Raw genomic sequence first — 25,881 nt, forward strand, 5'->3', positions numbered from 1 at the left:
AAAAAAGAAGGCAATTCGTTGCCTTCTTTTGTTTTAAGTAGAATGATGTGCCTGAAAAACCCAAGTCATAATATGGTCTTGCTCTACGGCCCAGCCACCTTGATATTGTTCTAAGAGTTGATGGCGCTGTTGAATTTCTGGCAAAAAATTTAGCGTTAATGTTTGATTTTCAAAATTAATATCAACTATAGATGCTTCTAAGAAATCGATATATTGCTTTGCAGTGGGATAAACCGCTTTATATAGGCTTTCTTTTATAGAAAAAATTAAGCTCACATAACGGGCAAAATCAAAAAATTCAGCTGCTTTACTTTTCCATAAATCAAACTCAGACGGCGTTAAAACAAGATGTGCGCTCTCTTTAGCAAATTCTGAGGTCACCCAGTGCTCAATATCAGTTCCCAAATAAACCGCATTGTTAGATAGCGCAACAATTAACTTATTTTGTGAATGACTAATGCTCCCCAAAACATGAGTTGGCCAAATGGGCAAAGGTTCATGCATAGAGGTTATTGACTGATCTAAACCGAAATGATGATTTAAAACAGCCTGAGCTAAGACCCTGCCACATAAATACTCATTTTTACGTTTGACACACGCTTGAGCAATTTTTAGGGGGTGCTCTAATTGTTGGTCTAGATGCAAATGCGTTGTTTGCGATAAATCTAGCCCATAACAAAATAGCTCTGATGTAAGAAAAATAGGACTCGATATTTCATAAATTGATGTACTGATTTGTTCAGGAATGTATAGATAATGACTCACTGTATTCGACTTCAAAATAAATATTTTTAATGAGTTATCTCCTATCTTAACTTACTCACCATAAATAGATAAATAATTATACTTATCATTTGATAATAATTATTATTTACTTATACTGTTGGGTAAATTTTGACTTTAATTTACTTATAAACATCGATTATGAAACTTATAGGACTTTTTTTGACCCTGTTGGGAGCGGTCAGTATCTATTGTAGTCATAGCAACCAAAATCTGTTGTCTCAACATCTTCCTACTTTCTTTAAGTATTTGGGTCTAGTGCTATTAGGCATTGGATTCATTGCACTTTTTGCAAGCTTACCGAAAGTGGTTGCCGCTTTTTGTTGGTTCATGCTCATCATTTTTGTGTGGTCTTTCCTCCCTTTTATGGCACTTTTTAAACGGAAACTGATTTCATGAAAGCTAAAATTCAGTCTCCGATCCAGCCAGACTGGTGGAGTAAAACCTTTGCTGGTGGTGTTTTTGGTCTAAGTCTTTCTATCGCTATTGGTAATTTGATTGTTTTATTAGGCCAACCTTATGTTGCCATGGATTTATTGATGCAAGTGGGTATGTGGAGTGTTCCTTGGCTTTGGATGCCGATTATGTTTGGCAGTTATTTTTTTACGACTGGACGAAAAGCGCTTATCTATTTATTCATTGCTAATGCCCTAGCGTATAGCTGTATTTTTGTCTTACGGGGTTAAACATGAAAGTACGTTCAGACATCATGAAATTAGCAAAAAGCATGCATACTTGGGTGGGTGTATGTGCTGGGATTTTGCTTTTTATCTGTTTCTTTGCTGGTGGGCTCAGCATGTTTCAGCACCATATTAGTAAGTGGGCTACGCCAACACAGCAAGTTTTACCGAAAGTCTCACCCGACCAATATAATGAACTCATTCAAAAAGTACAGACCACCTATCCTGCTGCGCAAAAGAACTTCACACTAAATTTATCGTCCAATGAATTTCACTATGCGCCCATTACGTGGAGCGAACATGAACGTGGAGATGGCTTTAATGCTGCTCAGACTACGTGGATGGCAAGCTTAGATGAAAAAGGTCAGTTAATCGTTGCTCAAGAAAACTTATCTAAGGCAGGTTGGCTAATTGAACAGTTGCATGAAACGGCAGGTATACCGGGCATGGCAGGCCATCACGGACTAGGCCTTTATGTGATGGGGGTTGTTTCGATTTTATATTTTCTTGCCCTGCTTTCAGGGGTAATCATTCTATTACCCACCTTGGTAAAGGATTATTTTGTCATTCGTCCTGGTAAAAATAAAAAGCGCTTTTGGTTAGATGCGCATAACGTGATTGGAATTACCAGCTTACCGTTCCACATCATTATTAGTATTAGCGTTATTGTCTTTGCTTTTCATGACTTTTTTTATGATGCTATTGGACAACTTGCACTCAAAGGACAGCCTGTTTTCCAGCGTTCTCCCCCTGCACTTATTCAACCAAAACAAACACAAATCGATGTTCAGCAAATATTAGCTCAAGCCAAAAAAGTAGCGCCTGAATATTCAGTCGACTATATCCAGTTCAGTGGTCTGGATAAGCCTGAAAAAGCCAATGCACGTATTGCCCTCTATAGTTCAGATCAGATGTTGCGTGGTGCGAATCATGACTTTATGCGTATGAACCCATATGCAGTAGAGCATTTTAATCACAAAGGCATCAACACACAGACTGATGCCGGTAATAAGCTAATCAACGCTATGTTCAGCTTACATTTTGGAAGTTTTGGTGGTACGGGCGTACGTTGGATTTATTTTGTGTTAGGTGTCGGTGGCGCTTTCTTATTTTATACGGGCAACATTCTTTGGGTTGAAACTCGTGCACGTAAACAAAAGCGTGCTGAAGATCCAGTTCCTGTTCAACGTAAAGATGTAGTGTTCCTTGCGAACTTAACGATAGGTGCATGTTTAGGGTGTGTTTTAGCAGTCGTGGGCACAATGTTGGCCAGTCGTTGGCTTTTCGCTGCTTTCAATATTGAAAGTATGAATCACCTATTTATGTACGGTTATTATGTGATATTCCTACTGACTTTGATTTATACCTTTGTGATTGGCTATGCAAAAGCTCTACCACAACTGCTGTTAACTTTGGTTTTAGTTTTATTTGCGATTCCGCTTACATCCGTTTTAGTTTACTTTATTCCTCAAAGTGGCTTATGGGTACATGGTGGAGAAATCTTAGTGGTTGATTTCTTAGCTATCATTTTTGCTTTCGCTTTCTGGCGTTTTTATCAACAAGCCCAAGATCGTCGAAAATCTGCTCCAACAGGCAGTTTATGGGCTAGCTAACAACCATAAATCAACATGGCTGAAATAATGTGTGAAAAATGAAAAATTATAAAATCCACATTGTTTCGGTCAGTTGTTTAATTTCCTGAATATCATGACTCACATAAATCATCGGAATTTTTATTTCTTCTTTTACTTTCTGAAAAAAAGGAAGAATTTCAGCTTTATGATTCGCATCTAGTGCCGATAAAGGTTCATCAAGTAGTAACAGCTTAGGTGAATATAACAATGCTCGACCCAGTGCCACGCGCTGTTTTTCACCACCTGAAAGTTTGATGGGCATACGTTGTAATAAGTGCCCTAACTTTAATAACTCAATAATATAATCTGCTTCGAAGTGACGTTCTTGTTGGGAAAGATGCTTAAGACCAAATAATAAATTTTGCTTTACAGTTTTATGCGGAAAAAGCTGAGCATCTTGAAAAACCAATCCAACATGCCGCTTTTGGGTACTCAAGTTAATGTTTTGATCTGAATCAAACCATGTTTGGTCCTGTATCTTAATGAGTCCACTATGCGGTGTGTTCAACCCTGCAATGGCATGTAAAATCGATGTTTTACCTGACCCAGAGGCACCAAATAATCCAATAACAGTAGCATCTGACTGGAAACTAGGTTCAATATGAAATTGACCCATTTGTAGCTGAAAACGGCATTCAATCAACATAATCTCACCGTCCTAAACGCTTCTTTTGATAACGATGAAACCACTGTGCAAACCATAGCGCTAAAAAAGCCACGCTTAACGATAAAACGATAAGCCGTTGAATAGCGGCTTCTGTATCGGGTTGTTGCATTAGGCTATACATGGCTAGAGGCAAAGTTCGTGTTTCATTTGAAATATTACCCACAAAGGTAATGGTGGCCCCAAACTCACCTAAACTGCGGCAAAAACATAAAATAGCACCAATTAAAATACCACTGCTGGCAAGAGGCAAAGTGACATGAAAAAATGCCCCTAAAGATGAGGCACCTAATGTCTTTGCGGCCATTTCTAAACGCTGATCGACCAGTTCAATCGCTAGCCGAATAGATTGTACCAATAGCGGGAAACCCATCACTGCCGAGGCAAGAACAGCGCCTTTCCAGTTAAATGCAAAATCAATTCCGAGCGGTGCCAAATATTGCCCAATAATACCGCGGCTCCCAAAAACTTGTAAAAGCAAATAACCAGGTATAACTGGCGGTAACACCAAAGGTAAAAACACCAATGTTTCAATGAATGACTTACCCCAGAACTCTTTACGTGCCAAAAACCATCCCACACAAATTGCAGGAATAATGCTGACCACAAGACAACTTGCTGCAACCTTACAAGAAAGTTGAAGAACGCTGAGTTCTTCTGGGGTTAAAGAAAACATCATGGCTTGACTGGAGCCAACACGTTAAAGCCATATTTTTTAAAAACAGCTTTGGCTTGATTGCTTTGTAAAAACTGATAGAACTTTGCTGAGTTTGAGTTCTTTTTAATCAACCCTACAGGATAAATAATTGGCGAATGTGTATTTATCGGAAATACACCAGCTACATTCACGTCTTTGCTAATCGCTGCATCGGTTGCATAAACAATTCCAACCTGACATTCGCCACGTGCAACGAAATTTAATGCAGCTCGAACATCTTCTGTTTCAACTAACTTTGGCTCAATATGGCTCCACCAACCTAAATTGGTAAAAGCTTGTTTGGCATATTTGCCGACAGGCACACTTTTGGTATCCCCTGTACAAATCTTTCCTGTAAATACTTTATTTGGATCGGTTGTTTTATCTAGTTTTACGTTTAGTGACCGCCCTTTTGGAGTAATTAGCACCAAACGGTTGCCTAATAAATTTATACGGTCATTTGCTGCAACTAATTTTTTACTCTGTAGATAATCCATCCACTGCGTATCAGCAGAGATAAATACATCGGCTGGTGCTCCAGCTTCAATTTGTTTCGCTAATGTCGATGAGCCTGCATACGACGTTTTAACTTCTACTTTATTCTGTTTTTCGTAAATTTTTTCTAAATCGTTAATGGCATTGGTTAAGCTCGCTGCCGCATAAACAGTGACCGATTCAGCCTTGGCTGGAATATTAAAGGCTAATCCCATAGTTAAGATTGATGAGACCAAAGCCATTTTTTTTATCTTCGTATCACTTACCATTATGTTTTACCTTTTTGTCGTTTTTTGCAGCGATATATACCCAAGAATATAGCGATAAGCATAGACGATGAAAAGTAGAAATTATTTATAAAGCTAGATATTTTTTCTGAGCAACTGAAAACTATATAGGTAGATAAAATTGATTCGCGCCTAAATTCTTTGATTTATAAAATATTTCTCATCTTATTTCTTTAAATAACTACTCATAATTTGATAGTCATTTTCTAAGGCTTGTCGAGCACTAACTTCCATTTGACGATAGTGTTGTAAGACTTTCTGGCCCAAAGCTGTAACGGCTGCCCCACCACCATGTGTTCCACCTGTTTGAGTTTCTACTAGAGCTGTTTCGAAGCATTGATTCATGATGTCTACCAACTGCCATGCACGGCGATAGCTCATATTCATAGATTTTGCGGCTTGTGAGATCGAACCAGTTTTTTCAATTGCTTCAAGTAAGTCTGCCTTTCCAGGGCCGAATGCTATGTCCTGCTCTAAAAGAATTCTAATCTGTAATTTTAAGTTTTGTTCTTTCATCGGCTTAATTCACAAGATTTGATTTTGTTCTGGTTAAGATTATATGGAAATTAAAAAAGATAGGACATATACATTTTTAAAATGTGATTACATCTTAAAGATAGTCTTATTAAAAAATCAAAACTGCACAAAGTGGATAAAGTTCTGGAAAAAACGGATAGAGGCTAAAGCCTAATCGCGGTTCAATCAGTTAAAAGCTGAATGAATAGGATTGAGCAAATGACCTCATCTAATTTAAAACAATGGAATGATTTTGTAGATGGATGTATCGACTTCCGTCCTAACGATGGCGTGTTTCGTATCGCACGCAACATGTTTACTGAGCCTGAGCTGTTTGACTTGGAAATGGAATTCATTTTTGAAAAGGTTTGGATTTATGCATGTCACGAAAGTGAAATTCCAAACAATCATGATTTCCTAACAGTTCAAATTGGTCGTCAACCGATTATTGTGAGTCGTGATGGTAAAGGCGAACTACACGCCATGGTCAATGCCTGTGAGCATCGTGGTGCGACTTTAACACGCGTTGCTAAAGGCAACCAATCTACATTTACTTGTCCATTCCACGCATGGTGCTATAAGTCAGATGGTCGTTTGGTGAAAGTCAAAGCACCTGGCGAATATTGTGAAGATTTTGATAAATCAAGCCGTGGCTTAAAACAAGGCCGTATTGCCAGCTATCGTGGTTTCGTATTTGTAAGTCTTGATACTCAAGCAACAGATTCTCTAGAAGACTTTTTGGGCGATGCAAAACTGTTTCTTGATTTAATGGTTAACCAGTCGCCTACGGGTGAACTCGAAGTGCTTCAAGGCAAATCATCTTATACCTTTGCAGGTAACTGGAAGCTACAAAATGAAAATGGCTTAGATGGCTACCATGTAAGTACCGTTCACTATAACTATGTCTCTACAGTCCAACACCGTCAGCAAGTCAATGCATCAAAAGGTGAAGAACTCGATACGCTTGACTATAGCAAGTTAGGTGCGGGTGACTCAGAAACTGACGATGGCTGGTTCAGCTTCAAAAATGGCCATAGTGTTTTATTCAGTGATATGCCGAATCCAACAGTTCGTCCAGGTTACAGCACAGTTATGCCATATATGGTTGAAAAATACGGCGACAAATATGCTGAGTGGGCAATGCACCGTTTAAGAAACTTGAACTTGTACCCTAGCCTATTTTTTATGGACCAGATTAGCTCACAGCTTCGTATTGTTCGCCCTCTGGCTTGGAATAAAACTGAAGTCATTAGTCAATGTATTGGGGTTAAAGGTGAATCTGCTGAAGCACGCCGTAACCGTATTCGCCAGTTCGAAGATTTCTTTAATGTGTCGGGTCTTGGTACGCCGGATGATCTAGTTGAATTCCGTGAACAACAAAAAGGTTTTCAGGCGCGACTTGAACGTTGGAGCGATATTTCTCGTGGCTGTCAGTCTTGGGAATATGGTGCGACCAAAAACTCACAAGATTTAGGCATTCAACCTGTCATTACTGGCCGTGAGTTTACCCACGAAGGACTCTATGTAAACCAGCATGGACATTGGCAACGCCTAATGCTCGACGGATTAAACAAGAAAGCATTGAAAATGCAAGATATTACTTTTGAAAACAATGCCCTAATGGATGAGGTGTAACCATGTCACAAGAACTACATTTTGCTGTATCTCAGTTTTTGTACAAAAAAGCAGAACTTTGTGATGCTTATGACTGGCATGCCTATCTAGAGCTTTACGATGAAGATAGTGAATATCATATTCCACAGTGGATTGATGACCATAACTATGTTCAAGATCCAAATCAGGGTTTGTCTTATATTTATTATGCGGACCGTACTGGACTCGAAGACCGTGTATTCCGTATTCGTACCGGAAAAGCAGCATCTGCAACACCATTACCACGTACTTTGCACAGCATAAACAACATTCGAGTTAAAACACTAGATGATGGATTAATTGAAGCAAAAGTTGCATGGCAAACGCTTTATAACCGTCAAGGCTTAGAAGGCTGTTTTTACGGACACGCCACTTATCTTTTACGTCAAACCGCAAATGGTTTCCGTATTCGTCGTCAACACAGCATTTTGCTGAATGACAAAATTGATTCCGTTTTAGACTTCTATCACGTTTAAGGGGAATGAAAATGGGACATTCAGTTGCACTTAACTTTGCCGATGGCAAAACCTTTTTCATTTCGGTAAATAAGGACGAATTGCTGCTGGATGCAGCAGTTCGCCAAGGAATTAACCTGCCGCTAGATTGCCGTGAAGGTGTTTGTGGTACCTGTCAGGGACAATGTGAAACTGGTCTTTATGAACAAGAATATGTTGATGAAGATGCATTAAGTGAGCGTGATTTGGCTGAGCGTAAAATGTTAGCTTGCCAGACGCGTGTGAAATCAGATGCAGCTTTTTATTTTGATCATGATTCTGCTATTTGTAACGCTGGTGATACTTTAAAAATTGAAACCAAAGTGACTGCGGTTGAGTTGGTTTCTGAAACAACAGCAATTTTGCATCTTGATGCGAGCAGTCATACTGAACAACTTCAGTTTTTACCGGGTCAATATGCTCGTTTGCAAATTCCAGATACTGAAGACTGGCGCTCTTATTCTTTTGCAAATAGACCAAATGCAACCAATCAATTACAGTTTTTAATTCGTCTTTTGCCAGACGGTGTGATGAGCAATTACTTGCGTGATCGCTGTAAAGTTGGACAAACCCTGCTCATTGAAGCACCTCTGGGTAGTTTCTATTTACGCGAAGTACAGCGACCACTCGTTTTTGTAGCTGGTGGAACAGGGTTATCGGCTTTCTTGGGAATGTTAGATAACTTGGTTGAGCAGCCTAACTCACCTCCTGTTCAGTTGTATTACGGCGTAAATAATGAAACCGACTTGTGCGAACAACAGCGTTTACATGCCTATGCAGAACAGCTACCAAACTTTAGTTATCACCCGATTGTGACTAAAGCAACAGAAACTTGGCAAGGTAAAGCGGGTTATATTCATGAGCACTTAAATAAAGATCAACTGGCTGAACAAGCTTTTGATATGTATTTATGTGGCCCACCGCCGATGATTGAAGCCGTGAAAAATTGGTTAGATGAACAAGCTCTGCAAAACTACCGTATTTACAGCGAAAAGTTTTTACAAAGTAATACCTCACGTTGAAAGTAAAATAGCTTTGTACAAATAATTTAAAAAACCACTAAACCTGAAATGATTCAATATACTCTTATAAGGGGTATATTGAATTTTCGTTTTTAAATTAAAAACCATTATATATCAATAGTATAAAATAAAAGATTCCGATAAAATAAATTGACCAATTCGCTCGGATTTGCTATAAATTTTGATAGATCTTAAGGAATAAGATCATGATGAGATTAACTTATAGCACCTTTTATATTCCCCTATTCTATTTCTCAAATGTATTAAATTGATGGACAAAATCCGACTTAAAATTTGAGAAAATCACATTAATTAGCGGTTAAATTGGTCTGTATTTTGCTTATATCTCATTGTAATTTGCGAGTAACTTAATTTTTTAAGTGCCGTATTTACTTGCTGTGCAGCGAAGTTTTAAAGCTTTTATAACACAAGTAAATACAGGAGTGAGCCAAAAGGGATATATATGAACCAAGCCAACTCCCCCGAACTCAGTGGGCGTCATTTTCAAAATGAGTCTATCTTTACCAATCATAATTTGGTGTTTGATCATCACGATTTAAATGAAACCTGCCGAAATGTAGGTCAAATTTTTAAACCGCATGATCTTAAAATCTCTCAGCAGAAGCGAGATTTCAGTGCAACCATGCACCATGTTAAAACAGGTGCATTGTCTATTAGTCGTTTGGAATATGGCGCGGATGTCATTATTGAACCAGATCACCTTGATAACTTTTACTTAATTCAGATTCCAACTCAAGGCTATGCAGAAATCGAGTTTGGTTCACAAAAGTTTATTTCTTATTCTCAAGTCGCTTCTCTTATTTCTCCTCAGCAATCTTTACGTATGCGCTGGCACGCGAACTCACCACAGCTCATTCTAAAAGTTTCAAAGGATGATTTTACTTACCATTGCCGTCAGCACATTGCTGATTCTGAAAATAACTTACTCGTTTTTGATCCTAAATTAGACTTTGCTACACAAAGTGGAGCCTACTTTTTACAGCTCGTAAGAACATTGATGGACGCGTTAGCATGTGATCAACATCCACTCCATCATCCTTTAGCCTTTAAACAATTTGAGTCAAATCTATTTAATGCACTTATTTATGGTCAACCCAATAATGCATTACATAAGCTTGATCATTATAAAGAAAAAACCGTCTCACCTTATTTCGTGAAGCGCACAGAAGCCTATATTAAAGAACACTTACATGAGCCGCTGAATGTCGAAATTTTGGCTGAACATGCGGGTGTGAGTGTGAGAACACTATTTACTGGCTTTAAAAATTATTTGGGGACTACCCCAATGTCTTATCTTAAAGAATTACGCTTTGAACAAGCTCATTTAGAGCTCATGCACAATGAAAATCTATCGGTCACAGACGTTGCATTTAAATGGGGATTTAGCCATTTAGGCCGTTTTTCTCAAGAGTACAAACGTCGTTATGGTGAGTTACCCTCTTCTACTCGCCGCTCTGGTCACAGTGAAGGCTTAATTACTTCAATTTTTTCTTAAACTAAAAATAGATAAAAGCCTTTTATATTTATTGATATAAAAGGCTTTATTTATGACTCAGAAATGATGGACATAGCGAACTTGTAGTCGTGTGCCCTCTGGACGGTTTTCAGCATCTTGCTCAAAATAAGCATTTGCAACAAGGTGATCATTTTTAGAAAAGCTATACATTGCACCTGGGCCAATTGCCCAGACTTGTTCACGTCGGCCTTTTACTTTTTCACCATCAACTTCAGTATCTGTGATTTGTTTTAGCCAATAGCCATTTAGTCCTAAACGGAACTGTTCGGTAATGGCATAGTCCGTTGCAAAGTTTGCATGAAGAGCTTGTCCTGCCTGCATATCATTTGCTCCAGCAAACGCATAGCTTGGGTCATCATTTTTAAAGTTATAGAGATAATGAATACGCGTTGAAGCTGTCCATTTGGGGTTAAACCAATATGTTGCAGCCCAATAAGGATCAAATGAAACGGCGTTATTACTGGGGTTAATGTCTTTTTGCTGATCATATTCGCCAGTAGGTAAATTGACCTGAAACTCAAAACGATGTACAAACTTCGGCCCTTGCGCGCCCATGACTGGATCAAACTGAATAAAAGGTCCAATCATAATGTCCCCAAAGCCACTTTGGGCTTTAATAGCAGCATTATTTAAGCCATCATCCATGTCCATTTTGCTGACAAAAGGAATTAAAAAATTCATACCTAGGCTAGCTTTATCTTTTACTCGGACATTCGATAAGTAACTAATCTGCTCAACCAATACTTGATAATTTAAATCTGTTTTAGGTAAACCTAATTTTTGTCCATTGGCATCGACCAGTTTATTGCTATCGTAATTTTGAAAGTAAGTTTGAGCATACCAGCCAGGCCCTGCGGGTAAACCGCCATCGAGAAAGCTGGTCATACCTAAGTTTACGGTCGGTAAATCATAGGCATGAGAAACTAATGGCAAACCCAACAATGTCCCTGCTAAAAAGCCATGTTTAATTAAAGTGCTTTTCATCTTCTTATTTCCTATAAAAAAAATCACGACCGGATTGATCGTGATTGTGGTGAATTAATGTGCTAATTCTGGATGCTCAGCGGCAATCCGATACTTTCCTGCGTGAAATACCAATGGTTCACCTTGGCGTTGTTGGTATTGTTCAATTTGGCCAATAAAAATCAGGTGATCTCCCCCTTCATACTGATTTACATTGCGGCAAACCAAGGTTGCGAGTGCATCGGTCAAAATTGGAACACCTGCCTTGCATTGCTGATGGGCAACGCCGGCAAACTTGTCTTCAGCACCTCGAGCGAAATGCCCCGAAAGCTGGTGATGCTCCTGCGCCAACATATGAATGGCAAAATATTCAGCTTCTACAAAATCAGATAAACTTGGTGCCGTTTTTGAAAGGCTCCACAAAATTAATGGCGGATCTAAAGACAGTGATGAAAATGAGTTGGCTGTCATTCCTATTTTCCGACCGTCTTTACCACGGGTTGTAATCACAGTAACGCCAGTTGCAAACTGACCAAGTAAATTACGAATTTCTCTTGGGTTTTCAGCATTAATCGCTTGTAAAGCTAAAGTTTCAATTGTATCCATTTTTAATTCTCCCTTTGATATTATGTCCTTAAGCCACTTTTGCTGCGGTTTTTGAGGCCATGAATGCCTGAGCCTGAGCTGCATCAAACCACCAAGGAGCAAAAGAGCGTGGGTCATCAAAGTTATTGGCCATAATTGAAGCAATGCTCTGGTTTTGGCTTGCGGCTGCTAATAGTTCAACCACATGTGGTTGTGGTGGTACTAATAGGCTATTGGTCCAAGCCACGACTTTTTCTGCATAGGCCCAATAACGCTCAAAGGTTTGAACCATCCATTGTTCATTAAAACCTTGATTATCATTGGCTAAAATGGCATCGAAATAGATTTTGCTACATTTGGCAGCATTGTTTGAGCCCTGACCTGTAATCGGATCATTCACCACCAAGGCATCTGCCATCCCAAAAATTTTCTTGCCAGAAGGTAATGTTAAAACGGGTTTACGTACGGTCGGTGGGAAACGTCCAGCCAAATAACCCCCAGCATCGGTCAACTCAACATTTGTGCAGCGTTCATATTCCCAAGGCACAAATTTCTTGAGTAAGTCCAAACTGCATTGCAGATGTTGTTCTGGTGTTTTCACATCTTGCCAGCAGTCCATTGGTCCATTTGGAATACCTTCAAATACCATGATGTCGCAAGGACCATTCACGGTAAGTGCCGGAAAAGAAAAGTATTCGCCAACTTCTGGAATAATATTAAAAGTCACACGTGAATAAGGTGAAATTGGTTTCATGTTTTTGACATAGGTCAATGCCAAAGCGCGCTGTGGTTTATCAAAAACACTACGTGCATCATCACGCTCAAATTGTTTAACGACTTCACCTTTACCAGCCGCGAGTAATACAAGCTCATAATTGTTTGCGAGTTGTTCTAACTCTTCTATTCCTACATCTTGAATCACTAATCGACCACCACGACGTTCAAATTCTTCCATCCAATGTGGCATTTTGACGCGTTGATCGACCGATTGTGCGTAGCGCTCAAGACGAGCACTCCATTCAAATGCTTTACCACCATTTTCAGGATTGACTAAAGCCAGCCCAATGCCTTCTACCGCTGGACATTCTTCTTCCCAAAAATTTAGTCCCAAGTCACGTTCAGTTTGTAAAGCGGTATGAAACATACACTGGCTTGACATGACTTTACCTTGACGAATTTCATCAGCAGTTCGGTTGGTGATCATGGTCACGTCGTAACCTGTTTCGAGTAACCCCAAACCAAGCTGTAAACCAGACTGTCCTGCTCCAACAATTGCAATACGGCGCATAATCTTCTCCATAATTTTCTAAATGTGCTTTTAAAACGCTGTGCTATTCGGCTAAACGTGGAATAGCGGGCTGTGATCCTTCAGGGCCCATTACTGAATATCCACCGTCGACTGCGTAATCTGCTCCGGTGACAAAACTCGCGGCGGGTGACAATAAAAACAAAACCACGTTGGCGACTTCTTCGGGATGACCCAATCTACCTAGCAAGTGATAATCGGCTGCCACGCTATCGGCCTTTTCAGGGTTATTACCACTGACTTCTGCAATGACACGAGACCATGTCCAACCTGGTGAGACAGAGTTAACGCGAATACCATCGACAGCAAAATCCATTGCCATGCTTTGTGTAAGTTGACGTATTGCGGCTTTAGAAACCGGATATAACCACCGCCCTGTTTGTGCCACTTTGGCCGAGATTGAAGTAAAATTAACGATTGAACCTTGCTGCTTTTTTAGGTCATTGTATAAAGCACGGCTCAGCTCAACTGTAGAGACCAAATTAATATCGAGTGCTTGTAACCAGTCCTGACGTGAAGATTTAAAACCATCATCTAAATATGTACATGCCAAATTCACCAAGTAACTCACTTCACCTAAATGTTGGTGAATATCTGCTACAGCTTGTTGAATAGCCGCATCACTGGTTAAATCGGTTTGAATAAACATCACGTCATGGTTAAAGCTTTCTGCAATTGCCTTGCCTTTGGCATCAATATCTAAGATAGCGACATGAGCACCTGCACTGACCAAAGCTTGTACAACAGCTTTACCAATCAGTGTTGCGCCGCCGCTTACCACAGCGACTTTTCCTTTTAAATCTATATTCATTACAGATACTCCTTAATTGACTGGCTTGCCTTCACTACTTGACCAAGATGGCATCAACGTATTTGAAGGAAGATCTTCATCAAGAAGTTTTCGTGCTGTCTCGACACCTGCAACTGGTAAGCCTGTTGGGTCTAATAAACCAATTTGAACAAGCACCGATGCTTGATCCCAGTAAATATGCTCATGACACAGCTTTGAACCTCTGAACTGAATTACACCTAACATTGGAATTTCGACGTATTTACCAGTCGGTTTTACACCCGGTAATAACCAGTCAATTTCAGCATCGTGGGTAAAGCTCATAATGAATTCGTCGACCACTTGCGTTGAACCAACCGTACGAGAGATCGAAGTGATCTTCATATCTTTCGGGTTTTGATGAACAAAGTGATATTGATAAAAACGAGCGAGCTGGCTTTGACCTACACCGCCAGTTAAGGTTGGAATATGATTGACATAAGGTTCTGCGACCATTGTTGCCATGGTTGCTGGTACGTCACGCGTATCGAACTCATGACGAATATGCTCTTCCCATAGTGCGACTAGGTTATACTTCGGTCCAATCGTTTCATGTAGAGCTGTTACTGTACGTTCGTGAGCAAAGCGTGCTGAAGGTTTGTGATAATGATTGCTTTTTGGGCGTGCAAAAGCATGATCAACACCTTCATAAACATAAGCTTGTACATTTGAATATTGGTTAGCCGCATCAACAATTGCTTGCCTCGCATCTGGCGGTGTAAATTGGTCCAGTTCTGCAATATGTAAAACCAAGCGCCCTTTTACGTTAGCTAACTCATCTAAGGCTTTTTCAATGCCTACACCGTAATAACCTACGGCACATGCCACGTCAGAAAGTCGACAACCTGCCAGATACGCAAGCTTTCCACCCAAACAATAGCCCACCACGCCGAGACCTGTAGAAGTGTCACATTCTGGTCGTGTCTTTAAAAAAGCTAAGCTGTCCTGAATATCTTCAACCCCAAGATTTTCATCATATTGCTGATAAAGCTCGAAAGCCTTTTGAAAATCTTCTGGTGTATAACCCAGTTCTATATTAGGTGCTACACGCCAAAATAAATCAGGAACTAAAACGGTATAGCCTTCTTCTGCAAGAAATTCTGCTTTTTCTCGCATGGCTGCATTCACCCCAAAGATTTCCTGACAAAGCACCACACCGGGTCCTTTTCCTGTTTCTGGCGTCACTAGATATGCACTGAACTGCTTTCCAGATGCTGTTTTAATTTGAATGGTTTGACCAGCCATAGTGTCAACTCCTGACATTGTTATGGCTTTATCTTCTATCCGAAATTTTTTTTAGACTGTCCAAAAGCTGCAAGCACTATCCAATCTCTGCGCAATTATCAAAACTCATCAAACTGGATAAAAACTAAAAAAACAAGAAACACCTATATTTCAAAAGCTTAAATTAAAAAATTAAATTAATACTTTTTATCTCATTTGGAAAAAATGGATGAAGATTAGGACTTATTGGATAGTGACGATTGGCTAAAAATAGTTCAATCGAGTCATGTAATTCGTTTGATTACATAAAAAAGCCCAGTCATTTTCTAAATTAAGGCGTTTTATTTATGCATCGACCATGGCCAATTTATGGACAACAAAAAACGTTAATGCTCATCAATATTTTATGTTGCAGTGCATTTTCTACTCAGGCTTATTCAGCGGATGAAGAATGGAAATTTACATCAAAAAATGCATATATAGACAGAAACTATGACAATCCAGATGTAAAAGATACAGGTAGCTGGTCACAATCAGTTTCTCTATTTTACAACTCAAATATGCATGATACGCCGTTAGAAATTGGTGGAACCCCAATTCAAATTGGCGCAAATGCTTCAGCACAATATGCGGTTCGTTTAAGCCAAGATAAACATGTTGCAGATACGGTATTACCTTTTGATAAAGCCACGCAGTCCCAAGCACCTGATTATCTAAAATATGGCGCGACCTTAAAGTTAGGCTATAACAAGACGCTACTCAGCATGGGTGAATTATGGCTGGATTTACCCGTAACCACTGTAGATGCAAGTCGACAACTCCTGACATCTTATTGGGGAACTAATCTTAAGAGCCAGCTAAACGATAAGCTTTTTGCAGAAATTGGCCGCATTGAAAAAGTATCTCCGCGAAATGAAGAAGACTTTCACAGATTTTCATTTACTTCAAAAGGTGTGACTGGCTACTCTGATGGCCTTAACTACATAGATCTTCGCTATCAATTTACGCCTACATTGAAGGGTGAATATTACTTTGGAAATATGGAGGATTTATATAACAAACATTATGTCGGCGTTGATCACCTATGGAAAAACTCTAATTTTTCATTTAATTCAAAGTTCAAATATTTCAATGCCAAAGATAATGGAAATCTTTTTGACATCGATGCACAAAATGTAGGGTTACTAGAAACGCTTAAAGTAAAAAATCATAGTTTTGGTGTGGGTTATCAGCAAATTATTGGTGAGTCTGCTTACCCGTTACCAGATGGTTTCTTGCCTGAAACTTATTTCATTAACTGGAACACGACTGGTTTCTTCAAACAAGATGAAAAGTCCTATCACTTTATTTATGGCTATGACTTTAAAGATTATGTGCCTGGCTTAAATACCACTTTCAAATATGTATATGGCGATCACTTTAAGACAGCAGATGGCTTAAAAAATAAAGAAAGTGAAGCAAACGTTATTGTCAATTATGCCCTTCAACAGCCTTTTCTCAAAGGTCTAGCTCTTCAATACATCTTCATCAATTATGACGTTAAGCATGGAAATGATTTCTCTGAAAACCGTTTCTTCGTCAATTACAGCAAAAAATTTTAATGAATAAGGAATACGTATGAAAACGATAGATGCAAACACGATTATCAACCGTGAGAAACTGTCTCCACTACAGTGGATAGTTTTTATCCTGGGCTTTTTTGTCTTCTTCTGTGATGGTCTAGACACAGGAATTATTGGTTTTGTTGCCCCTGCATTGCTAGATGATTGGGGAATTACCAAGCCGCAACTTGCTCCGGTTTTAAGTGCTGCCTTAGTCGGTATGTCGATCGGTGCAATCATTTCGGGGCCTTTGTCCGATAAATTTGGACGTAAAGGCGTCATTGTTTTTACAAGTCTTTTATTTTCAATATTTACAATTTTGTGCGGATTTGCTAATTCAACTCAAGACTTAATGATTTATCGCTTTATTACAGGTGTAGGTTTAGGCGCAGCCATGCCAAACATCAGTACCATTGTCTCGGAATATATGCCTGTAAAACGTAAAGCATTCCTTACAGGTCTTGCTGGCTGTGGTTTTATGCTCGGTATTTCTTGCGGCGGTGTGCTATCAGCTTATCTATTAGAAAGTTATGGCTGGGCAAAAGTGATTATTATTGGCGGAAGTATTCCCCTAATTTTAGTAGTTGCTTTATTGCTTAAATTACCAGAATCAACTCAATACTTAATTACACGCCATCAACAAGACAAAGCTCAGCGTATTTTAGAAAATATTCAAGGCCATTCTTTTCAAGAGCCGGTAAAACTTGTTTTAACTCAAGCAGAAAATGCCTCTGATGAAAATCCAGTTAAAGTGGTTTTAGGAAAATATCTGTGGGGTTCAAGCATGCTTTGGCTCTGCTGCTTTACCAGTTTATTGGTGTTTTATCTTTTAACAAGCTGGATGCCAACAATTTTAAAAACAGCAGGTTTTAGTACTCAGCAGTTTAGTTTAATTGCAGCGATTTTCCCTTTTGGTGGTGTGATTGGCGCAACCATTATGGGATGGTACATGGATAAACTGAACCCAACTACAGTGATTAAATATTCATATCTCATCGCTTTTGGACTATTCATTGTTGCAGGTCTGGTGAGCACAAATATTTTCTTATTAGGCCTTACTATCTTCTTAATTGGTGCATTACTCGCAGGTGCTCAGTCTTCATTACTGCCACTTGCAGCTATGTTCTATCCAGCAGTTTGCCGCGCGGTTGGTGTTTCATGGATGCATGGTATTGGTCGTATCGGTGCAATTTTAGGTGCTTTCTTTGGCTCGCTCATTTTCACTTTTAACCTAAGCTTAAGCGGTATTTTCTTTATTCTTGCACTACCAACCTTCATCTCATTTATTGCACTTAGCCTGAAAGTGATTTATGAGAAATCTAAAAACAAACAAGTGTTAAAGCTTGAAGAAAGTCTATAAATATTAATCAATAAATAAAAAAACTGATTTAGTCACCTAAATCAGTTTTTTATTTGGAAAAATTAAATATTAGAAAATTTTGCCTTTGGTCTCACTTGGATTTTCGCCGAACTCTTCACGATATTCTTGAGAAAAACGACTTAAATGGTTAAAGCCCCAGTCATAGGCAAGCTTTGAAATAGAAACCTTTCTATTTGCTCCTGTGGTGCTCAAGATTTTATAAATTTGTTGGAGACGATATTTTTTTAAATACGACATAGGGCTTGTGCCGTAGTATTGTTGAAATTCGTCATACAATTTTGATTTTGAAACCCCAGCGAGACGTTGCAAATCTTCTGCACAGATTTCTTCGTGCGCATGTTCAATAATAAAATTACGAACCTTACGGATATAAGCTGGCTCATCCTGATGTGAAAGTGACTTTAAGGCTTCAGAGTAGTTGTTTTCTTGAGACAACAATAACGCTTTAATTACAAAATTTTCATAGTCTTCAGACAACATCTGCAAACCATAGAAATTGCTATATTGCGATTTTAACTGTACAAAATTTTGAATATTCTTCCACCATGCACCAATCAATTGCTCCGAGTCCAGATGCATCTCAGGGTTAAAAATAATCGGAGCTTCTATGGGTTTATTGAGTAGATCTGCAAGGACAATTTGCATACTTCGCTCAGGAATAACCACCTGAAATTTTCTGCAATCTTTATCGATAATCAGATCTTGTTGATCGTTATTTGAAACAATAAGGCCTCTGCTTTCATCAGATTGATAATGAGCGCCACGAATGTTGAGAGCTTGTCGACCTTGTATAGGCAAACTAATGCTATACGCTTTTAAATTTGAGATATTAATGGCAACGTTTGCACCATAACTGATTGTACCGATCGCCATTTTTTTATTAGGCAAACGCATTCCATCATAGTGAAAATCGAGAGTGTCTTTGTAAATTGTGTCTAGACGGTGTTCACCACAAATCGTGGACATTAAATTCTGCGCAAATTCAGCTTTGCGAGAATAATGATTGAGTTCCGTCTGTTGGCTGAGTGATATCATATCCTTTTCACCTAGCTAAATAACTTATTGCTTAAAAAGCAACTTGTATGCCAATTAATATCCTTTAATTGACGCATTTTCCTGAAAAAATATCGAATCAAGAAAGAGAGTAAAGATTACTTTCTCATACTCTATTAGATTTTAAAAATGAAAATAAGTTAAATACCTTTAAAGTATAATTTCATACTTTAACAAACTTATTTTATTAGATTTTTTATAAACAAATACAGTAGAGATAAATCATTATTTTGAACAGTAGACTATCGTAAATTTCAACAAATAAAAAAACCGCCTATTTTAAATAAGCGGCTTTTATAAAACACTTAAATTATTGTGATGTGTAGCCACCATCCATAACGACAGCTTGGCCTGTTACCCCACCAGCTTTACTACTCGCAAGGAAAATTGCATAGTCAGCAATTTCTTCAACAGATAGCAAACGCTTTTGAGGAACCATGGCCAAAATTACGTCTTCAAGTGCGCTGTCTAAACTCACATTACGCGTTTTAGCCAAATCTGCAATTTGACCACGAACCAATGGTGTATCTACATAACCTGGACATAAAGCATTTACCGTAATACCGTCACGTGCACATTCTAATGCCGCAACTTTTGTTAGGCCAATCACGCCATGTTTCGCGCTGTTATAACCAGCTTTTCCAGCGAAACCAATTAGGCCATTAATTGAAGCCATATTAATAATACGGCCATATTTTTGAGCTTTCATGATTGGAAAAACGTGTTTAATACCAATAAATGCCCCTGTTAACATGACCTGAACTAGCTTTTGAAAAACAGCCGTTTGAAACTCTTCAATCGGTGCAACATGTTGGAAACCAGCATTATTAATTAGGATATCAACTGTACCAAAGGTCTTTTGAGTCAGCTCAATTGCTTGTTTATAAGCATCTTCATCAGTTACATCACATGGTGCAGATAATGCCTCAAAACCTTGCTCTTTAAGTGAGTTCGCCGTTTCTTGGCACTTTTCGGAATTCATATCAGAAATAACAACTTTGGCACCTTCTTGAGCAAATTTCTTGGCAATCTCTAGACCGATACCACTTGCAGAACCCGTAATAAAAGCAACTTTACCGTCTAAAAGTTTAGTCATCTATTTACTCCTTAATGTTTATAACGTGCTGATTTAAACAATACCCGTTACGGTAAAGACCGTAATGACCACAAATACCGCTAACGTTTTAATTACCGTGACTGCAAAAATATCTTTATACGATTGTTTATGGGTTAAGCCTGTAACAGCGAGTAAAGTAATAACAGCACCATTATGCGGAAGTGTATCCATACCACCCGATGCCATTGCAACCACACGGTGCATGACTTCTGGCGGAATGCCTGCGGCTAATATCGCGGCGTTATAATGTTCAGCCATTGCACTTAAAGCGATACTCATACCACCAGAAGCTGAACCGGTAATACCTGCTAAAACGGTTGTGGTCACAGCCCCATTCACTAAAGGGTTTGTGAAGGTACTGCTCATTGCATGGCTAATCAGAGCAAAGCCTGGTAATGACGCAATAATTGCCCCGAAACCATACTCAGAAGCTGTATTCATCACCGCTAAAAGTGAGCCACCAATACTGGCATTAATGCCCTCTTTGAAATTTGTCACTACACGCTGATAATCAAATAAAATTGCAGAAATAATCCCGACAATGAGCGCAAGACCAACCGCCCAGATCGCACCAGTTTTTGCAACATCTACGGTGTAATCAGCAAGACCAACTGAGGCAAAATCAAAACCATTTGGATACCACTCTTTGATTGCTTTAGACAAATATTTGTTCATTACAGCAACAAGAATAAGCGGTACAAAAGCTAAGAACTGACGCGCCGTACTTCCATTATTTTGCAAGTTCATATCGGCTTCAATTTCTTGAGACGAGGTATTGTCTACTCCAAAGCCAGAGTAGCCTTCACCTGCTTTCGCAGCAGCGCGGCGACGCCATTCTAAGTAAGCCAAACCCATGCATAGAACAAAAATTGCACCAATAATTCCTAGAAATGGTGCGGCATAGATATTGGTGCCAAAGAATGTAGTTGGAATTACGTTTTGAATTTGTGGCGTACCCGGCAATGCATCCATGGTAAATGTAAATGCACCGAGCGCGATGGTTCCCGGAATTAAACGTTTTGGAATATTCGCTTGTCTAAATAGCTGGTTTGCAAAAGGATAAATGGCAAATACAGCAACAAATAAACTTACACCGCTATAGGTTAAAATTGCACCTAACAATACGACGGTTAAAATTGCTTTTTTTGCTCCAATCCATCTTACAATGGTTCTAGCAATAGACTCAGCGATTCCTGACATTTCAACGACTTTACCAAAAATTGCCCCGAGTAAAAATACAAGAAAGTAATCTTTAATAAAGTTCACCATTTTGGGCATAAAGACGCCCGAATAAAACGGTAAAACATTGGCTGGGTTAATGAGTAAAACTGCAAGTAAGGCACAAATTGGTGCCATTAGAATGACTGAAAAACCCTTGTAAGCTGTATACATCAACAGCCCAAGTGAAAGTAGAATTACAAATAATTCCCACATATATTCTTTCTCCCTAAAGAATAAATATTAGGTTCAATAAAATTACCAAAAGATATTTAGGTTATCCCGAACCTAAAATGACAAAAATCACAATATCTTTGCTTGGTAATAGGTAAATGAGCTTAAAAATAAAATATCACTAAAATATTTAAAAACAATGTAATTTATTTAAATTTTAAAATAACAATAAAATACAAACACTTATATTGATAAATTGGTAAAATCTAACTATTTAAAAATCATTATTATTTTATAAAACTTATTAATTGTTGAGAAAATTAAATTAATATTTCTATATTATTTAATAAAGACAATTAAATAATATATTTTTTAAAATAATTTAATTGCATCCTTAAATTAACTTAATAAATATTAAGGAGGTTAAGTTCTCATTACTAAATACATTCCATCCCTTACATTAACAATTAAGCAGAAAAAATTTTACCCGAATAATCAAGTTTTTTATGAGTAGATTAGGGCCTAATCATGGCAAAGGCGTTAAAATATAAAACTTTAATTACTACGATCAACCTACGAGTCCAATTAAGATGAAGAAAAAGATGTTGTTTATAGGAAGTATATTACTGACTTCTCTATCTACCTCAGCTGCACCATTAAAGTTACCCGACGACTGGACTCAAAATACTCAGCCATTCCAAATTACTGAAAATATATATTATGTAGGTACTCACGGTCTTGCAGCTTATTTGTTAGCTTCTGGCCATCAAGCTCTATTGATAGATACGGGCCTTCCAGAAAATACAGAGCAAATAGAGCAGAACATTAAACAATTAGGTTTTAAGTTATCAGATGTAAAAATTATGGTTACAAGCCATGCTCATTGGGACCATGTAGGTGCGCTTGCACGCATTAAACAAGATACTGGTGCTAAATTAATTGCAATGCAGCAGGATGTTCAGGCTTTAGAAATAGGAAAACCTATAGGTGAAAACACCTTCCAAACTATTCCTTTTACTCCAGTTAAAGTTGATAAAGTCATTCACGATGGAGAAGTAGTTAAACTAGGTAAATTTAGACTAAAAGCCACGCTTACGCCAGGTCACACTCCTGGTTGTACAACTTGGTCAACTGAAGTTAAGTCTAATGGGGAAAACTTAAATGTAGTTTTCCCTTGCAGTCTCTCCCTAGCTGGCAATGTTTTACAAAATAATCATCAGTATCCAAATATTGTTGAAGATTATCGTAAGAGCTTTGAGCGTTTGAAAAACATGAAGGCAGATATTGTGCTTACTAGCCATACAGAAGTTGCAGATGTCTTGGGCAATAAGGCGCGTAAAGATGCTGGTCAACCCAATGCATTTATTCAGCCAGAAAAACTTTTTAGTATTGTAAAAGATGCGGAAATGGCGTTTGAAAAATCACTAGTTAGTAGTCATCCATAAATATTAAGTTGTAATATCTATATTTTATTCAAATTTAAAAGCCCTGATTATGTAGGGCTTTTTTAGAAGCTCTAATATAGTCGCCCTTTACTATTTTTCTGTTCGAGTTATATTTAATCAAAAATTATAATATTGATTAAACTTGATATTGATCCACTTTCAAATTAGGTTGATCTACAAGTAATTCAATAAAACATGGAATTGATGTAGTGTTAAGTAAATAGGGATTAAACTCATCAACATGATGATGAAAAAAGAAATCTTTTATTTTCGTATTTATAGGAGCAAATTTCATACTCCAATGTTTAAATAATCGCTGCTCGCATGGTTCCGAAAAGATAATTTCACAGTTCTGATGTCGCGAATCTTTCAAAATTGAATTATAAAATAGTGATTCAACTTGTTCTTTGTCACCCTCTAAGTACTGCAAGAAATACCCATTACCATAGTAAAGCACTCCTGTAATATCATTATAAGAGTTGAATTTGACTGCTTCTGTAAGGATATCAATTAAATCTTGTTTTACTTGATTATGTTCACTATTGGTTTTACTTGCATACATAAAGCCTATTAAACTCATAGCGATAACTCGAAGATAAATGTCAATGGTGCATTCTGACACTTACATACTATCCTTACAATGTGGCCTACTTAAAACCTTGTATTTCAAGAGTAAAGATTATTATCTTTTTTGAAAATGACAAACTTTAACAACTCGAAATCTTTTGTAAATTAAAGCCAACTAACAAACTCACTAAAAAGTATTAATTTCAGTAAAATTAAAAATTATCTTTAATTTGTGGATGTCTAATGGAGAACCATGAAATTATTCTTCAAGACGAACATCATAAACAACTTAAGATTGTCAAAGTTCAGGATGTACGTTTTGATGTAAATACGCTTAACAATAGTTATCAATGGTTATGGGTATTTGATCATAGTTCAGAGTTTTTCCCATTTGAGTTGTGGGATCAGCTCGACAATGCAACTGTTCATCAAAAGATAAAGCTAGATAATCAAGTTTTTAAAATTATCAAAATTTTGACAAAGAAAACTAAAGTTAGGCCCTCTTAAGATATAGCTGTATAAATAAAATAGAAGCTTAGGAAATAGGCATTCCTTAAAGTTTTTAAATCACTACTGGCGTAGCAAGCCAATCATATAGAAATTGTTCTTGGCAATGAGTTTGTTAAATTTGTTCAGCTATAAAAAAACCACTCATTGAGTGGTTTTTTCAATTAAATTCTGAGACTAAATAGCCTCTATGACAATATATTTTCCTTCATAGAAAACACCATCGGCACTTGTTTCTTTTAATTTGCAATAAATCGCAATTGGATGTGTCAGTTTTTTATTTTCTTCACTAGGGACATGAGTAATCCCAGATAAAAAATTTGAATTATCATTTTCTAAACTCCAAGAGGTACCTTCATCTTTATGCCATTTATTATTTGGATATTTAGAATCTAACCATTCAATACATTGCTTCATAGTTGAGAATTTTTTTGTTTCCTCTTTTTCAATTTTTGATGCTGCACTTACCGAGGCTCCAAACATCAAGAATAAAGCTCCAATTAAAGTTTTCTTCATGAAATTACCCTTTATTATTAATAATTAAAATTTAAGAGCTTAAGATATAAAAAAAACATCCTTAGGTAGATTAGTTTTTAGGAAGAGTTTTGTTAATTTCACTACTGGCAGTTTCATGAAGTTTTAATAAGTTGAAACTTTCATAGTTAGCTAAAATACAAAAAAGAAGAGCGGCTAGCAAAACTAGGGTTATCTTATTCATTTCATTTTACCTTTGAGATTTTATTTTTTTAATTCCAAAATGCTACACGAAAATATTATCAAAACCTTAATTGTTAATAATCTACCACAATTTATTACAAAAACTATTTGGAAGAATTAATTACCTTTTATAAAGCTGGTAATAGTCAGATAACTGATGAATGAACAACAATGACCAGACAGGATTTTTATGCCAACTTTGTTTTTCTCATGGCCATAAAAAACTATTGCGGTTTTATAAAGATGGTTATCTATAATTCTTTGACACACTTTAATGAAGCTGCCTTTAAATCATTATCAGCTTTGTAGATCATATTTGAATTAGAAGCACTTAAAATTGCTCTAGCTTCAAGTATATCTTTGTTTAGATGCTTCACTTCTAGAGTCATACCATTTTGAATATAAATCATATTATTTGCATACTTAATTTTGTTGAAGACAACGTGTCCACTCGTATCGTCACAAAGTATTCCATTGCCATCTGCTTCTAATTTTATGGTTGATATGCTTGAGCTGATCGAAATCGTCCATATGCCTGATATTGAAGGTGTTGAAGGCTGCAGTTCGCTAAAATTATTATTAGTCATTTGAGTAGTTGGGCTTACACACCCACTTAATAAAAAAATTAAGCTTAATGCAACTATCTTTTTCATGAAATTATCCATTTTAATTATGAGTAAAATTTAACAGTTCAGAAAATAAAAAACCACCTGAAGGTGGTTTGAGTAATTT

26 protein-coding genes are annotated in these 25,881 nt (G+C 37.6%); 10 read left to right on the plus strand and 16 right to left on the minus strand.

Annotation, left to right across the window (positions count from 1 at the left end; translation table 11 throughout):
• Positions 1-33 precede the first annotated feature (33 nt).
• Positions 34-765 (minus strand): 4'-phosphopantetheinyl transferase family protein, encoded by a 732-nt coding sequence (locus ACS604_RS01725; protein WP_474769673.1) that lies wholly within the window; start codon positions 763-765, stop codon positions 34-36.
• A gap of 413 nt (positions 766-1,178) precedes the next feature.
• Here ACS604_RS01725 and ACS604_RS01730 point away from each other — a divergent pair, with 413 nt between their 5' ends.
• Both ACS604_RS01730 and ACS604_RS01735 read left to right on the plus strand, forming a co-directional pair.
• A complete protein-coding gene (locus ACS604_RS01730) occupies positions 1,179-1,469 on the plus strand; it encodes a hypothetical protein (protein WP_474769674.1) in 291 nt (96 codons plus the stop codon).
• A 2-nt stretch (positions 1,470-1,471) separates the two neighbouring features.
• Positions 1,472-3,076, plus strand: a complete 1,605-nt coding sequence (locus ACS604_RS01735; protein ID WP_474769675.1) for a PepSY-associated TM helix domain-containing protein — start codon at positions 1,472-1,474, stop codon at positions 3,074-3,076.
• A 46-nt stretch (positions 3,077-3,122) separates the two neighbouring features.
• Here ACS604_RS01735 and ACS604_RS01740 read toward each other — a convergent pair whose 3' ends face one another.
• From ACS604_RS01740 to ACS604_RS01755, 4 genes are all read right to left on the minus strand, one after another.
• Positions 3,123-3,743 carry an ATP-binding cassette domain-containing protein gene (locus tag ACS604_RS01740; RefSeq protein WP_474769677.1) on the minus strand — a complete coding sequence of 207 codons (621 nt, stop codon included), beginning with the start codon at positions 3,741-3,743 and terminating at the stop codon, positions 3,123-3,125.
• A gap of 4 nt (positions 3,744-3,747) precedes the next feature.
• On the minus strand, positions 3,748-4,440 hold the full coding sequence (gene modB, locus ACS604_RS01745) for a molybdate ABC transporter permease subunit (protein WP_474769678.1): 693 nt from the start codon (positions 4,438-4,440) through the stop codon (positions 3,748-3,750).
• A complete protein-coding gene (gene modA, locus ACS604_RS01750) occupies positions 4,437-5,222 on the minus strand; it encodes a molybdate ABC transporter substrate-binding protein (protein WP_474769679.1) in 786 nt (261 codons plus the stop codon). Before modA ends, modB begins: the two co-directional genes overlap by 4 nt.
• A 183-nt stretch (positions 5,223-5,405) precedes the next feature.
• Positions 5,406-5,756, minus strand: coding sequence for a winged helix-turn-helix domain-containing protein (locus tag ACS604_RS01755; RefSeq protein WP_474769681.1), 351 nt, complete (start codon positions 5,754-5,756; stop codon positions 5,406-5,408).
• 219 nt (positions 5,757-5,975) lie between these two features.
• Here ACS604_RS01755 and antA point away from each other — a divergent pair, with 219 nt between their 5' ends.
• The 4 genes from antA to ACS604_RS01775 all read left to right on the plus strand — a co-directional run bounded on the left by antA (position 5,976) and on the right by ACS604_RS01775 (position 10,441).
• Positions 5,976-7,391 (plus strand): anthranilate 1,2-dioxygenase large subunit, encoded by a 1,416-nt coding sequence (antA, locus tag ACS604_RS01760; protein WP_474769683.1) that lies wholly within the window; start codon positions 5,976-5,978, stop codon positions 7,389-7,391.
• A gap of 2 nt (positions 7,392-7,393) precedes the next feature.
• Complete coding sequence (gene antB, locus ACS604_RS01765) at positions 7,394-7,885, plus strand: anthranilate 1,2-dioxygenase small subunit (protein ID WP_474769684.1); 492 nt, start codon at positions 7,394-7,396, stop codon at positions 7,883-7,885.
• A 5-nt stretch (positions 7,886-7,890) separates the two neighbouring features.
• The gene (gene antC / locus ACS604_RS01770) at positions 7,891-8,925 is read left to right on the plus strand and encodes an anthranilate 1,2-dioxygenase electron transfer component AntC (protein ID WP_474769686.1); all 1,035 of its coding nucleotides are present in this window, start codon (positions 7,891-7,893) and stop codon (positions 8,923-8,925) included.
• Positions 8,926-9,388: 463 nt separating this feature from the next.
• Entirely contained in the window at positions 9,389-10,441 is a 1,053-nt protein-coding gene (locus ACS604_RS01775; RefSeq protein WP_474769687.1) for an AraC family transcriptional regulator, read from the plus strand.
• A gap of 57 nt (positions 10,442-10,498) precedes the next feature.
• Here ACS604_RS01775 and ACS604_RS01780 read toward each other — a convergent pair whose 3' ends face one another.
• From ACS604_RS01780 to ACS604_RS01800, 5 genes are read right to left on the minus strand one after another with little or no spacing between them, the layout of a single operon-like run.
• A complete protein-coding gene (locus tag ACS604_RS01780; protein WP_474769689.1) occupies positions 10,499-11,446 on the minus strand; it encodes a SphA family protein in 948 nt (315 codons plus the stop codon).
• 54 nt (positions 11,447-11,500) lie between these two features.
• Positions 11,501-12,031 carry a flavin reductase family protein gene (locus ACS604_RS01785; RefSeq protein WP_474769690.1) on the minus strand — a complete coding sequence of 177 codons (531 nt, stop codon included), beginning with the start codon at positions 12,029-12,031 and terminating at the stop codon, positions 11,501-11,503.
• 28 nt (positions 12,032-12,059) lie between these two features.
• Complete coding sequence (locus ACS604_RS01790; protein WP_474769692.1) at positions 12,060-13,298, minus strand: styrene monooxygenase/indole monooxygenase family protein; 1,239 nt, start codon at positions 13,296-13,298, stop codon at positions 12,060-12,062.
• A gap of 43 nt (positions 13,299-13,341) precedes the next feature.
• Positions 13,342-14,127, minus strand: a complete 786-nt coding sequence (locus ACS604_RS01795; RefSeq protein WP_474769693.1) for an SDR family oxidoreductase — start codon at positions 14,125-14,127, stop codon at positions 13,342-13,344.
• A gap of 12 nt (positions 14,128-14,139) precedes the next feature.
• Entirely contained in the window at positions 14,140-15,390 is a 1,251-nt protein-coding gene (locus ACS604_RS01800) for a dienelactone hydrolase family protein (protein WP_474769694.1), read from the minus strand.
• A gap of 368 nt (positions 15,391-15,758) precedes the next feature.
• Here ACS604_RS01800 and ACS604_RS01805 point away from each other — a divergent pair, with 368 nt between their 5' ends.
• Positions 15,759-16,970: an OprD family outer membrane porin gene (locus ACS604_RS01805; protein ID WP_474770357.1), complete on the plus strand. Its 1,212-nt coding sequence runs from the start codon at positions 15,759-15,761 to the stop codon at positions 16,968-16,970.
• Between the two features lie 16 nt (positions 16,971-16,986).
• Positions 16,987-18,330: an MFS transporter gene (locus ACS604_RS01810; protein ID WP_474769695.1), complete on the plus strand. Its 1,344-nt coding sequence runs from the start codon at positions 16,987-16,989 to the stop codon at positions 18,328-18,330.
• A 69-nt stretch (positions 18,331-18,399) separates the two neighbouring features.
• Here ACS604_RS01810 and ACS604_RS01815 read toward each other — a convergent pair whose 3' ends face one another.
• The 3 genes from ACS604_RS01815 to ACS604_RS01825 form a co-directional block, all read right to left on the minus strand.
• On the minus strand, positions 18,400-19,386 hold the full coding sequence (locus tag ACS604_RS01815; RefSeq protein ID WP_474769697.1) for an AraC family transcriptional regulator: 987 nt from the start codon (positions 19,384-19,386) through the stop codon (positions 18,400-18,402).
• A 328-nt stretch (positions 19,387-19,714) separates the two neighbouring features.
• Entirely contained in the window at positions 19,715-20,500 is a 786-nt protein-coding gene (locus ACS604_RS01820) for a 3-hydroxybutyrate dehydrogenase (RefSeq protein WP_474769698.1), read from the minus strand.
• A gap of 33 nt (positions 20,501-20,533) precedes the next feature.
• The gene (locus tag ACS604_RS01825; protein WP_440202523.1) at positions 20,534-21,955 is read right to left on the minus strand and encodes a GntP family permease; all 1,422 of its coding nucleotides are present in this window, start codon (positions 21,953-21,955) and stop codon (positions 20,534-20,536) included.
• A 548-nt stretch (positions 21,956-22,503) separates the two neighbouring features.
• On the opposite strand from ACS604_RS01825, the gene bla reads away from it, so the two are divergent.
• Positions 22,504-23,358 carry a putative subclass B3 metallo-beta-lactamase gene (bla, locus tag ACS604_RS01830; protein ID WP_474769700.1) on the plus strand — a complete coding sequence of 285 codons (855 nt, stop codon included), beginning with the start codon at positions 22,504-22,506 and terminating at the stop codon, positions 23,356-23,358.
• A 136-nt stretch (positions 23,359-23,494) separates the two neighbouring features.
• On the opposite strand, the gene ACS604_RS01835 is transcribed toward bla, so the two are convergent.
• The gene (locus ACS604_RS01835) at positions 23,495-23,938 is read right to left on the minus strand and encodes a BLUF domain-containing protein (RefSeq protein ID WP_474770359.1); all 444 of its coding nucleotides are present in this window, start codon (positions 23,936-23,938) and stop codon (positions 23,495-23,497) included.
• Positions 23,939-24,168: 230 nt separating this feature from the next.
• On the opposite strand from ACS604_RS01835, the gene ACS604_RS01840 reads away from it, so the two are divergent.
• Positions 24,169-24,432: a hypothetical protein gene (locus tag ACS604_RS01840; protein ID WP_004792482.1), complete on the plus strand. Its 264-nt coding sequence runs from the start codon at positions 24,169-24,171 to the stop codon at positions 24,430-24,432.
• Positions 24,433-24,609: 177 nt separating this feature from the next.
• Here the strand turns inward: ACS604_RS01840 and ACS604_RS01845 are convergent, their stop codons facing one another.
• Positions 24,610-24,948, minus strand: a complete 339-nt coding sequence (locus tag ACS604_RS01845) for a hypothetical protein (protein WP_151962770.1) — start codon at positions 24,946-24,948, stop codon at positions 24,610-24,612.
• Positions 24,949-25,400: 452 nt separating this feature from the next.
• Entirely contained in the window at positions 25,401-25,802 is a 402-nt protein-coding gene (locus ACS604_RS01850) for a J517_1871 family lipoprotein (RefSeq protein ID WP_474769702.1), read from the minus strand.
• Between the last annotated feature and the right edge of the window lie 79 nt (positions 25,803-25,881).

The organism is Acinetobacter sp. Li1LvA2 (assembly GCF_056156705.1).

Coding starts and splice junctions, on each gene's coding strand:
- ACS604_RS01790 (WP_474769692.1), bottom strand. CDS start 13,298: ATGCGCCGTATTGCAATTGTTGGAGCAGGACAGTCTGGTTTACAGCTT.
- bla (WP_474769700.1), top strand. CDS start 22,504: ATGAAGAAAAAGATGTTGTTTATAGGAAGTATATTACTGACTTCTCTA.
- ACS604_RS01850 (WP_474769702.1), bottom strand. CDS start 25,802: ATGAAAAAGATAGTTGCATTAAGCTTAATTTTTTTATTAAGTGGGTGT.
- ACS604_RS01840 (WP_004792482.1), top strand. CDS start 24,169: ATGGAGAACCATGAAATTATTCTTCAAGACGAACATCATAAACAACTT.
- ACS604_RS01730 (WP_474769674.1), top strand. CDS start 1,179: ATGAAAGCTAAAATTCAGTCTCCGATCCAGCCAGACTGGTGGAGTAAA.
- ACS604_RS01780 (WP_474769689.1), bottom strand. CDS start 11,446: ATGAAAAGCACTTTAATTAAACATGGCTTTTTAGCAGGGACATTGTTG.
- ACS604_RS01775 (WP_474769687.1), top strand. CDS start 9,389: ATGAACCAAGCCAACTCCCCCGAACTCAGTGGGCGTCATTTTCAAAAT.
- ACS604_RS01845 (WP_151962770.1), bottom strand. CDS start 24,948: ATGAAGAAAACTTTAATTGGAGCTTTATTCTTGATGTTTGGAGCCTCG.
- ACS604_RS01820 (WP_474769698.1), bottom strand. CDS start 20,500: ATGACTAAACTTTTAGACGGTAAAGTTGCTTTTATTACGGGTTCTGCA.
- ACS604_RS01835 (WP_474770359.1), bottom strand. CDS start 23,938: ATGAGTTTAATAGGCTTTATGTATGCAAGTAAAACCAATAGTGAACAT.
- antA (WP_474769683.1), top strand. CDS start 5,976: ATGACCTCATCTAATTTAAAACAATGGAATGATTTTGTAGATGGATGT.
- ACS604_RS01805 (WP_474770357.1), top strand. CDS start 15,759: ATGCTCATCAATATTTTATGTTGCAGTGCATTTTCTACTCAGGCTTAT.
- antB (WP_474769684.1), top strand. CDS start 7,394: ATGTCACAAGAACTACATTTTGCTGTATCTCAGTTTTTGTACAAAAAA.
- ACS604_RS01815 (WP_474769697.1), bottom strand. CDS start 19,386: ATGATATCACTCAGCCAACAGACGGAACTCAATCATTATTCTCGCAAA.
- modB (WP_474769678.1), bottom strand. CDS start 4,440: ATGATGTTTTCTTTAACCCCAGAAGAACTCAGCGTTCTTCAACTTTCT.
- ACS604_RS01800 (WP_474769694.1), bottom strand. CDS start 15,390: ATGGCTGGTCAAACCATTCAAATTAAAACAGCATCTGGAAAGCAGTTC.
- ACS604_RS01810 (WP_474769695.1), top strand. CDS start 16,987: ATGAAAACGATAGATGCAAACACGATTATCAACCGTGAGAAACTGTCT.
- antC (WP_474769686.1), top strand. CDS start 7,891: ATGAAAATGGGACATTCAGTTGCACTTAACTTTGCCGATGGCAAAACC.
- ACS604_RS01755 (WP_474769681.1), bottom strand. CDS start 5,756: ATGAAAGAACAAAACTTAAAATTACAGATTAGAATTCTTTTAGAGCAG.
- ACS604_RS01740 (WP_474769677.1), bottom strand. CDS start 3,743: ATGTTGATTGAATGCCGTTTTCAGCTACAAATGGGTCAATTTCATATT.
- modA (WP_474769679.1), bottom strand. CDS start 5,222: ATGGTAAGTGATACGAAGATAAAAAAAATGGCTTTGGTCTCATCAATC.
- ACS604_RS01735 (WP_474769675.1), top strand. CDS start 1,472: ATGAAAGTACGTTCAGACATCATGAAATTAGCAAAAAGCATGCATACT.
- ACS604_RS01825 (WP_440202523.1), bottom strand. CDS start 21,955: ATGTGGGAATTATTTGTAATTCTACTTTCACTTGGGCTGTTGATGTAT.
- ACS604_RS01795 (WP_474769693.1), bottom strand. CDS start 14,127: ATGAATATAGATTTAAAAGGAAAAGTCGCTGTGGTAAGCGGCGGCGCA.
- ACS604_RS01785 (WP_474769690.1), bottom strand. CDS start 12,031: ATGGATACAATTGAAACTTTAGCTTTACAAGCGATTAATGCTGAAAAC.